Source organism: Olavius algarvensis spirochete endosymbiont (genome assembly GCA_900608495.1).
Classification (GTDB): domain Bacteria; phylum Spirochaetota; class Spirochaetia; order DSM-2461; family DSM-2461; genus UBA2779.
Window position 1 is genome coordinate 1 of the sequence record UWYT01000154.1, and the last position, 518, is coordinate 518.

Genomic DNA, 518 nt, shown 5'->3' on the forward strand with positions numbered 1-518 from the left:
ATCGGGCAGGCCATCCCCGGTAAGATCGCGCATCAGGACGGTGGCATTCATACTGGCATAGCTTCCGTTAGCCCCAAAGCCCCCCGTTAAGCCGAATTCCAATACCCAAATAGTAAAAAGTGGACTAGAGAAGCTGATATCACCGCCCAGGGCAATGCTCAAACCCAAATTGCATTCTAAAATATCCTCCACTCTGAACGGATTTAGAGCGCCGTCGGGAATATCAGCAATAATCCTGGTCATTGCTATCGGACCAAGTCCTGGAGGAGCCAACATCGGAACGGTGAACATGTCCAGCTTAGCCCCATCCAAACTGCCGAGAAAATCTACCAGATCGCCATCATCCCAATCCGGCTTATGAATTTTGAGCGGAATGGTGGCGAATCTATCCCCCATATTGGTATGAACAACTAAATAATTCTGTCCATCCACTGATTTGACATAGTCGGGAAGTCCATCTCCAGTGATATCCATCAGCATCTCGGTGGTTTTATCCACGCTGCCTTGCAAGTTGACAC

Annotated in this window: 1 protein-coding gene; it reads right to left on the reverse strand. The window is 48.8% G+C overall.

Annotation, left to right across the window (positions count from 1 at the left end; translation table 11 throughout):
* Nucleotides 1-518 (reverse strand): hypothetical protein (locus S1OALGB6SA_RS10140; RefSeq protein WP_195910290.1); only part of this gene is annotated, 518 nt, incomplete at both ends.